Origin of the sequence: Collimonas fungivorans (genome assembly GCF_028292705.1) — a bacterium.
GTDB classification, from domain to species: Bacteria; Pseudomonadota; Gammaproteobacteria; order Burkholderiales; family Burkholderiaceae_D; genus Collimonas; species Collimonas fungivorans_B.
In genome coordinates this window covers 1-9,061 of the sequence record NZ_JAQGLV010000223.1, presented here as the reverse complement: position 1 = coordinate 9,061, position 9,061 = coordinate 1, and the positions used below count along the sequence as shown (strand labels likewise).

General features: G+C 58.9%; 11 protein-coding genes. 9 read left to right on the top strand and 2 right to left on the bottom strand.

The features are described from left to right. Together JWQ61_RS12785 and JWQ61_RS12780 are read left to right on the top strand one after the other, a co-directional pair. Positions 1-186: hypothetical protein (locus JWQ61_RS12785; RefSeq protein WP_304360865.1), on the top strand; the 186-nt coding region annotated here is incomplete at its 5' end. Between the two features lie 37 nt (positions 187-223). Further along, on the top strand, positions 224-814 hold the full coding sequence (locus JWQ61_RS12780; protein ID WP_304360864.1) for a hypothetical protein: 591 nt from the start codon (positions 224-226) through the stop codon (positions 812-814). A 148-nt stretch (positions 815-962) separates the two neighbouring features. Here the strand turns inward: JWQ61_RS12780 and JWQ61_RS12775 are convergent, their stop codons facing one another. After that, the gene (locus tag JWQ61_RS12775) at positions 963-1,559 is read right to left on the bottom strand and encodes a nitroreductase family protein (protein WP_061542000.1); all 597 of its coding nucleotides are present in this window, start codon (positions 1,557-1,559) and stop codon (positions 963-965) included. A gap of 281 nt (positions 1,560-1,840) precedes the next feature. On the opposite strand from JWQ61_RS12775, the gene argS reads away from it, so the two are divergent. From argS to JWQ61_RS12750, 5 genes are all read left to right on the top strand, one after another. Continuing rightward, positions 1,841-3,598 carry an arginine--tRNA ligase gene (gene argS / locus JWQ61_RS12770; protein WP_304360863.1) on the top strand — a complete coding sequence of 586 codons (1,758 nt, stop codon included), beginning with the start codon at positions 1,841-1,843 and terminating at the stop codon, positions 3,596-3,598. A 69-nt stretch (positions 3,599-3,667) separates the two neighbouring features. Further along, positions 3,668-4,369 (top strand): SPOR domain-containing protein, encoded by a 702-nt coding sequence (locus JWQ61_RS12765; RefSeq protein WP_304360862.1) that lies wholly within the window; start codon positions 3,668-3,670, stop codon positions 4,367-4,369. Between the two features lie 94 nt (positions 4,370-4,463). After that, complete coding sequence (locus tag JWQ61_RS12760) at positions 4,464-5,177, top strand: thiol:disulfide interchange protein DsbA/DsbL (RefSeq protein ID WP_304360861.1); 714 nt, start codon at positions 4,464-4,466, stop codon at positions 5,175-5,177. A gap of 103 nt (positions 5,178-5,280) precedes the next feature. After that, the gene (locus JWQ61_RS12755) at positions 5,281-6,057 is read left to right on the top strand and encodes an SDR family oxidoreductase (protein ID WP_304360860.1); all 777 of its coding nucleotides are present in this window, start codon (positions 5,281-5,283) and stop codon (positions 6,055-6,057) included. Between the two features lie 32 nt (positions 6,058-6,089). Further along, positions 6,090-6,713: a LysE family translocator gene (locus JWQ61_RS12750; RefSeq protein WP_304360859.1), complete on the top strand. Its 624-nt coding sequence runs from the start codon at positions 6,090-6,092 to the stop codon at positions 6,711-6,713. Here JWQ61_RS12750 and JWQ61_RS12745 read toward each other — a convergent pair whose 3' ends face one another. Further along, complete coding sequence (locus tag JWQ61_RS12745; RefSeq protein ID WP_304360858.1) at positions 6,714-7,781, bottom strand: MBL fold metallo-hydrolase; 1,068 nt, start codon at positions 7,779-7,781, stop codon at positions 6,714-6,716. Positions 7,782-7,920: 139 nt separating this feature from the next. Between JWQ61_RS12745 and JWQ61_RS12740 the strand changes: the two genes are divergently transcribed. Then, complete coding sequence (locus tag JWQ61_RS12740) at positions 7,921-8,325, top strand: MerR family DNA-binding transcriptional regulator (RefSeq protein ID WP_014008243.1); 405 nt, start codon at positions 7,921-7,923, stop codon at positions 8,323-8,325. 50 nt (positions 8,326-8,375) lie between these two features. Further along, positions 8,376-9,061, top strand: a 686-nt coding sequence (locus JWQ61_RS12735; protein WP_304360857.1) for an acyl-CoA dehydrogenase family protein, incomplete at its 3' end; no start/stop codon positions are given.

The following is a 9,061-nucleotide window of genomic DNA, read 5'->3' as shown; positions in this document are numbered from 1 at the left end:
CCTAAGAAGCAGAACGTGAAAAATAAGTCAGATTTTTTCTCGCTAACTCTAGATTGTTTGAATATTGCAGCCGGAGGGCAGAAGAATTCTTTCATTACAATGTATTGCGTGCCGAAATCGAAAACAGGAAAGCAAAACTTGCAGGACTACAAAAACTATATATTAAATTTTCGTGAAATACCTTAGCTATTGGAGCTAAAATTTTTTTGTCTAGAAGAAATCCATGGAACTGAGATCAATCAATGCGCCTAGTTTGGGATGGGGATTGTTGGTCCTACTGGCGGTGCTCTCCGTCGCACAGGCAGAAGCCAGAAATCTGACTTGTAATGGCGCAGAAATTAGAGTTGATTTTCCACCAGACATTGCCAATTTTGTCAGGGAGGGTTTGGAAACCTGCACATTCTGGCAGGACAAAAACAATCCAGACTATTCTGGCTATTATTTTGGCGGGAGCATCCACATTGATACCGTGGGCAATAAAAAACCGTATCCTTATCAAAGCACAAAAAATGACAAAGACGGCACCTGGAATCAGTTATTGCATACCAAGCAAATTTTCGTGAGTGACTCTGCAGAAAAATATATCCGTATCGACTCGGGGAAATTCAAGTCGAAATTTTTGGCAAAAACCTCTGCCGAAGAGGAAGAAGAGAAAACCGAACCGATCACAAGAATTGACGGCAAAATTTTCAACAAGGGCATTTGGGTAAGTATCAATTTAGCACTCCCTTATAAATTCCTCACCAGGCAACAAGCAGTCGAAATGATTAAATCTGTTGAGGTTATAAAAGGGTTCGATGCGATTGACAAATGAATGGATTTTCACGAGCAGGTTATGAGACCCGAGCAATTTCCAGAAATCTGCAGCCGTCATAAATAAAAATGCGGGTTAGCAGCTCCGCTCCGGCCGCTAACCCGCATCGAAATCTTGCTCCTTAAAAAAGGAGCAGATGCACACGGCTTTACGCTTTGAAAGTCCCCTCAGAAACCAAAGCCTGCAAAGGCAACCGCGGACTAGGCTCTTCCTTCGAACGCAAACCTTCCGGCAGCATCGCCTTGTCGCCGATCTTGCCGATGGCTACCGCCGCTTCAATCGCAAAATTGGCCGGTACGCCCAATTCAGTACGTGTCTTTTCCTTGTCGAAACCAGCCATGCCATGCGCATGCCAGCCGGACAGACTGGCTTGCAGCGCCAGGTAACCCCAGGCCGAGCCGGCGTCGAAAGAATGGGTTGGCATAGCCACTTCTTCAGTGCTGCCCGGTGGCGCAAATGTGGTTTTCGACAACACGATCACCAGCGCCGATGCATTTTCCGCCCAGCTGCGGTTGAATTCGTTAAGCAGGCCCAGCAGCTTGGTCCAGTGCGGCGTGCCGCGGCGGGCGAAGACGAAGCGCCAAGGCTGCGAGTTGTAGGACGACGGCGCCCAGCGTGCCGCTTCCAGGATGGTCAGCAATTCCTGTTCGGAAATCTCGTCGCTGGCGTAGGCGCGCGGCGACCAGCGGCTGAGGAATTGCGGGTGGGCTGGATGGTCGGCGACGCGTGGTGTGGATTGGGTCATGAAGGTTCCTGTAATTAAATAAGCAAGGCAAAATCGATGCGGCCGGACTCTCGTGCGACCAGGACGGAGCATCTTAGCAGCAGTTTTTGATGCTTGCAGCGGGCGGCAGGATTTAGGCGATTCCGTAGCTTGCCCGGGCAACGCGGGTGAAGATTGCTATGCCAAGCCGGTATAATCGGGAATAATCAAGATTGCCTGGAACTGTCCGATAGATTGGCCGGCTTCGTAGATCCGATTCACAGATTTTTCGCATTAATCCAGTATTACTGACTACATATCCTATGCTTGCACCACAGAAACAACAGATCATCGACCTTTTCAACGCTGCCTTGCAGCCCATTATCGCCGGCAGCGAGCTGCAGCCGACGGTGACGCTGGAGCGTCCGCGCGATCCTTCGCACGGCGATGTCGCTTGCAATATCGCCATGCAACTGGCCAAGCCGCTGAAAAAGAACCCGCGTGAACTGGCGCAAGCCCTGGTGGCGGCCGTGATGGCCGGCGCCGCAGAAGGCAAGCTGATCGAAAGCGCCGAGATCGCCGGCCCGGGTTTCATCAACCTGCGCCTGACGGCGGCAGCCAAGCAGCAAGTGGTCAAGACCGTGCTGCAAGAGGCGGCCGAATACGGCAAAAGCCAGCTCGGCGCTGGTAAAAAAGTACTGGTCGAGTTTGTCTCGGCCAATCCGACCGGCCCTTTGCACGTTGGCCACGGCCGCCAGGGCGCGCTCGGCGATGCCTTGTCGGCGCTGTTTGAAGTTCAAGGTTTCGACGTCACCCGCGAGTTTTACTATAACGACGCCGGTGTCCAGATCGCTACGCTGGCGACTTCGGTGCAGGCGCGCGCCAACGGTTTCAAGCCGGGCGACGCCGAATGGCCTGAAACGGCCTACAACGGCGACTATATTGTCGATATCGCAAAGGATTTCCTGACCCAGAAGACAGTGGTCGCCAGCGACGGCGAGCCGGTAACCGCCAGCGGCGATATCAGCGATATCGAATCGGTGCGCAAATTCGCCGTCACTTACCTGCGCCGCGAGCAGGACCTGGATTTGCTGGCCTTCGGCGTCAAGTTTGATAATTATTACCTGGAAACTTCGCTGTACAAGGATGGCAAGGTCAACGCTGCGGTCGACGCGCTGAAAGCCGCTGGCGTCACCTACGAGCTGGATGGCGCCCTGTGGCTGCGCACCACCGACTACGGCGACGACAAAGACCGCGTCATGAAGAAGACCGACGGCACCTACACCTACTTTGTGCCCGACGTCGCCTACCACGTGGTCAAGTGGCAGCGCGGTTTCGGCAAGGTCATCAACGTCCAGGGTAGCGACCACCACGGCACCATCGCCCGCGTGCGCGCCGGCCTGCAGGCGGTCAACCTCGGCATCCCGCAAGGTTATCCGGACTACGTGCTGCACAAGATGGTGACGGTGATGAAGAACGGCGAGGAAGTGAAGATATCCAAGCGCGCCGGTTCCTACGTGACCTTGCGCGACCTGATCGAATGGTCGGCCGGCGAAGACAGCGCTGCGGACGGCGCACAAGGTGACGTACAAGACAGCCCGCGCGACCTGACCCGCGGCCGCGACGCGGTGCGCTTTTTCCTGATCTCGCGCAAGGCCGATACCGAATTCGTGTTCGATGTCGACCTCGCCCTGGCCAAGTCCGACGAAAACCCGGTCTATTACGTGCAATACGCCCACGCCCGTATCTGTTCGGTGCTGGCGCAATGGACCGGCGACGAAGCCAGCCTGGCCGCGGTCGACCTGAGCCCGCTGACCGCGCCGCGCGAAGCCAGCCTGCTGGCCAAGCTGGCGGAATATCCGGACATGCTGCAGCACGCGCTGGAAGAGCTGGGGCCGCACCAGGTGGCGTTTTACCTGCGCGATTTGGCGGGCGAGCTGCATAGCTACTACAATGCTGAGCGGGTCCTGGTGGACGACGAGGCGCTGAAGATGGCGCGCCTGGCCTTGATGTACGCAACCCGCCAGGTGTTGCGCAACGGCCTGGCGCTGATCGGCGTATCGGCACCGGCCCGCATGTAAATCTACAATAGGCGATCTCCGGCAGCCGTTGCCGGAGACGGTCAGTAACCAGGATGTCATTGGGGAAGTATGAGCAAACTTAACAAGAAACAAGCTGGCGGTACCTTACTGGGCCTGATTTTCGGCCTGATCATCGGACTGGCGATTGCGGTCGTGGTGGCGATCATGATCACCAAGACGCCGACGCCGTTCACCAACAAGACAGCAAAGACCGACAAAGCGCCGGACGCCATCACGACCCCCGCGGCTACGCCCGCACCGGCGCCGTCGAGCCCGGACCAGCTGCCGGACCCGAACAAATCGCTCTACGGCAACAAGGATGCAGCGAAGGAAGCCGCCAAGGCATTTACTCCGCCGCCGCCGAGCGCCGACGGTGTGCCGCCTAATGTGGCTGCGGAGAAGAAGCTGGACGCGCTGGTCGCCAAGGCGCAGGACAAGTCGGCCCCTGTGGTCGACAAATCCACCGCCGACAAGACCAAGAAAGTGGCTGGCGACATCGCCGAAGCCAAGAGCAAGGCGACAGCGGCTGACGACAACTGGATCTATTTCCTGCAAGTCGGCGCCTTCCGCGAACAGACCGAAGCCGAAAGCGCAAAAGCGCGCCTGGCCTTGATGGGTTTCGAAGCCAAGATCAGCGAGCGCCAGGCCGATACCGGTTCCCTGTACCGGGTGCGGGTGGGCCCGTTCAATCAGCTCGAAACAATGAACCGGATACGCGGCAAGTTGTCAGATAACGGCGTCAATGCTGCAGTGGTGCGCGCGGCAAAATAAGGGTGTGTTTTTGATTGATGAGGAACAGGGCCACGGCTCCCGGCCCCTGTTTTGTACATTGTTGGCTTTCACAATTTTAAAAAAAGGATAATTCATGCGTTTTTTTCAAAAAGCCTTGGCTATCGCCGGCCTTAGTCTGAGTTTCGGCCTGCTGGCCGCCAGCGCCGGCGCATCGCCTGCCAATCCGGTGGCAGGCGCGGAATACAAAGTTCTCGACAACCCGCAGCCGACCGATAGCGGCCTTGGCAAGAAAGTGGAAGTGACGGAGTTTTTCGGTTACTTCTGCCCGCATTGCAACGCGCTCGAGCCGACGCTGGAAGAATGGATCGCCAAGCAGGGCGACAAGATTTCCCTCAAGCGGGTGCCGGTCGACTTTGGCGACCCGAATGGCGATCCGAAGAAATCGCCGTATGTAGTGCAGAAAAAACTGTACTACACGCTGGAAGCCATGGGCAAGTTGCCTGAGATGCACAAGAAAGTCTTTAACGCGATCCACGCCCAGCGCCAGCGTCTCGATACAGACGCCGCCGTCGCCGATTTCGCGGCCAAGCAAGGCCTCGACAAAGCCAAGTTCCTCGATGTGTACAATTCCTTCGCCGTGCAAACCAAGGTGACGCGCGCGACCCAGCTGCAAACCGCCTACAAGATAGACGGCGTGCCGACGCTGATAGTCGACGGCCGTTATGTCACCTCGCCATCGATCGTCAGCGCCACTCCTGGCGCCGGCGACAGCGAGCCGGCTTTGTTCAAGTCGACCTTGCAAGTGATGGACAGCCTGGTGGCCAAGGCCGCTGCAGGCAAGAAGTAAGCAAGAAACAAACAAGAAACAAGCAAGCAGGCCATCACGGCCGGCAGTATTGAAAAGTCCGCCGCTCGCAAGAGGGCGGGCTTTTTTATCGAAAGGACTTTCCATGCAACGTGTGTTCATCACCGGCGCTTCCAGCGGCATCGGCGCCGCGCTGGCGCGGTTTTATGCAGGGCAGGGCGCAACGCTGGGGCTGGTAGCCCGGCGCCAGGCGGTGCTGGAGCAGTTGCTGGCAAGCTTGCCGCATCCCGAACGGCACCGCCTGTATGCGCTCGATGTCAACGATCATGCCGCATTGACTGCGGCAGCCGCAGATTTCATCGCCGCCGGCGACGGTGTCGACGTGGTGATTGCCAGCGCCGGGATTTCGCAAGGCACCTTGACCGAATATGCCGAAGACCAGCAGGTGTTTGAACATGTATTTGCCACCAACGTGCTGGCTACGGTGGCCACCTTTACACCGTTTATCGCCACCATGAAACGCCAGGCCCAGGCCGGGCAAACCGGTTTGCGGCTAGTCGGCGTCGGCAGCGTGGCCGGCATCCGCGGTTTGCCCGGAGCGGGCGCTTACAGCGGCTCAAAGGCAGCGGTGATCAGCTACTGCGAATCGTTGCGGGTAGAACTGCGGGCCAGCGGCATCAAGGTAGTCACCATCGTTCCGGGTTATATCGATACGCCGATGACCCAGGCCAACCATTACAAGATGCCGTTCCTGATGCCGGTGGAGCAATTCGCTGCCAGGACCGGCGCCGCGGTGGCGCGCGGCAGCAGCTACCAGGTGATCCCGTGGCAGATGGGGGTAGTCGCCAAGCTGCTGCGGCTGTTGCCGAACTGGCTGTACGACCTGGCATTTTCCAAGGCGCCGCATAAGGCACGCAAATGAGGCCGCGCAAAACCGCAGACTGATCAGACATCATGGACTTTCACAATTTTTTCTTATTCGTGCTGACTGAGTTTGCACTGTCGGCGTCGCCGGGGCCGGCGGTCATGCTGGTGGTGGCTTACGGCATCACGGTCGGCTGGAAGAAGGCGATTTTCGCCATCCTGGGCATACTCGCCGCCAATGCGATCTATTTCACCATTTCGGCGACCGGGCTGGGCGCCCTGATCGTTGCTTCGCATACTTTGTTCAGCGTGGTCAAATGGCTGGGCGTGGCTTACTTGGCGTATCTCGGTTTATCGGCGATATTCGGCCGGCCTTCGCCGATCACCGCGTCCAAGCTGGACAGCCGCAACGCCTCCGGCTGGAAAATCTGGTTCGGCGGCCTGACCTTGCAGCTGGCCAATCCCAAGGCGCTGATTTTTTTCATCGCCATCCTGCCGCAGTTCCTCAATCCGGCCGCCAATGTGCCGCTGCAGATGATCTGGCTGGCGGCTGGTTCGATCATTCCGGAATTCTTTATCCTGGTCGGTTACGCCGCCCTGGCGGGAAAGATGCAGACGGTTGCCACCCGCCCGAGTTTTGTGCGGATTACCGACCGCGTTGCCGGCAGCCTGATGCTGGCGGTGGCGATGATCGTGGCGGCGATACAGCAGTAATTACGCGATACTGAAGCGGTAGACCTGGTCGGTATCCAGCCGCCGTTTCAATACGCCGTCAAACCACAGCTTGTGCAGATGCGCCAGCGCCTCGCCCAGGGCGAAAGTCATCTGGTGCGCATCCAGCGGCCGGCGGAACATGATCGGCACGATGTCGCTGGCCGACTGCGGCGCCGCCGTGCAGGCTTCCACCACCTCGGCCAGCCGCTCGCGGTGATGCTGCTGCAGCTGGTCGATGCGGATCTGCAGGCCGCGGAACGGCTTGCCATGCGACGGTAGCACTAAGGTTGTGGCCGGCAGCGCGCGGTATTTTTCCAGCGAATCCATGTATTGCTGCACTGGGTTCGATTCCGGCTCGATCGCAAATACCGAGACATTGGTGGAAATCCGCGGCAGCACCATATCGCCCGAAATCAGCAGGTCCAGCCCGGCGCAATGCAGCGCCACGTGCTCAGGCGCATGGCCGAAGCCGGTGATCACCTGCCATTGATGTTTGCCTATGCGCAGCTGCTGGCGGTCGGCCAGCCGGTGGTAGGCCTGCGGCACCGCCGGCACCATCGATGGATAGTAGGACTTGCGCTGAGATACCTTGGCGATGACCTCGGGATCGCGCATGCCGTGCTGCTGGAAGTGCGGCAGCGTCGCGCTGCCGTCGGCGCCGGGCAGCGCCGCCGACATGATGCGCGCCGAGAAATACTCGCCGCCGCTCATCCACAGCGGCGCCTGCCAGCGCGTGCACAGCCAGTCGGCCAGGCCGACATGGTCCGGATGGCAATGGGTGACCAGCACCCGCAGTACCGGCAGGCCGCGCAGTTCACTTGCAAAAATGGCATCCCAGGCAGCGCGCGTGGCGTCGTTGGCGATGCCGCAGTCGACGATGGTCCAGCCGTGCCGGATGCCGTCGTCGGTCTCGACGCTGTCTTCCAGCAGCCATAAATTGATATGGTCCAGCGCGAACGGCAAGCCCATGCGCAGCCAGCGCACGCCGGGTGCGACTTCGAGGGTGGCGCCGCCGGCAGGCAGGGTGTCGCCGAAGGCATAGCTGAGCTGGGCTTCAAGTGGGTTCATCGCGATATTCTTTCTTTTTTGGTAACACCAGTAGTTTTTCGGTGTTTTCATTTTCCGCCAGCGCGCCTACAATGTGCTTTACGTTAACGTTAACTGCCATTGTACCTAAACCAGCATTTCTTGCTCTGCCAACCCGACCATGCCGACTTACACCATCACTGAACTTGCCCGCGAATTCGACATTACCCCGAGGGCGATCCGTTTCTATGAGGACCAGGGTTTGCTAAGCCCGAAACGGGATGGCGCCGGCGGCCGCAACCGGGTGTATGCCGGCCGCGAGCGCACCCGCCTCAAGCTGACCCTGCGCGGCAAGCGGCTGGGATTGACCTTGTCGGAAATCAAGAGCCTGGTCGACATGTACGATTCGCCCAAGGATTCGGCGCCCCAGCTGGAACTGTTCCTGCAGGTGCTGGCGCGCCATCGCGAACACCTGGAGCAGCAGCGCGAAGACATCGAAGTGACGTTGGCGGAAATCACCGCCCACGAAGACGAATGCCGGCGCCTGCTCAGCAGCGGCGAGCTGAGCGACCACGTCGCGCCCTGAATTCCTCCCCCATACATTAAACAACTTGCAAGAATAACGAAGGAGACAACATGATCCATTTACCCGGCTTGACGTTCGACCATGGCGAAGACATCGCCGCACTGCGCAGTGCCATCCAGGAATTCGCCGCAGTGGAGATCACCCCGCGCGCCGCGGAAATCGACCGCAGCGACCAGTTCCCCATGGACCTGTGGAAAAAAATGGGCGACCTCGGCCTGCTCGGCATCACTGCTGAGGAAGAATACGGCGGCAGCGGCATGGGTTACCTGGCGCACATCATCGCTATGGAAGAAATCTCGCGCGCGTCGGCCTCGGTCGGCCTGTCGTACGGTGCCCACTCGAACCTGTGCGTCAACCAGATCAAGCGCAACGGCAACGCCGAGCAAAAAGCCAAGTACCTGCCGAAGCTGATCTCGGGCGACCATATCGGCGCCCTGGCGATGTCGGAGCCGAACGCCGGCTCCGACGTGGTGAGCATGAAACTGCGCGCCGAACTGAAGGGCGACCGCTGGGTGCTCAACGGCACCAAGATGTGGATCACCAACGCCGGGGTCTCGGACTACTACACGGTGATGGCCGTGACCGACCAGGGGCGAGGCGCCCGCGGCATCTCGGCGTTCGTGGTGGAGAAGGCTGACCCTGGCGTTAGCTTCGGCAAGCCGGAGAAGAAACTCGGGATCAAGGGCTCGCCCACCCGCACCGTGATCCTTGAGGATGTGCGGGTGCCGGCGATGAG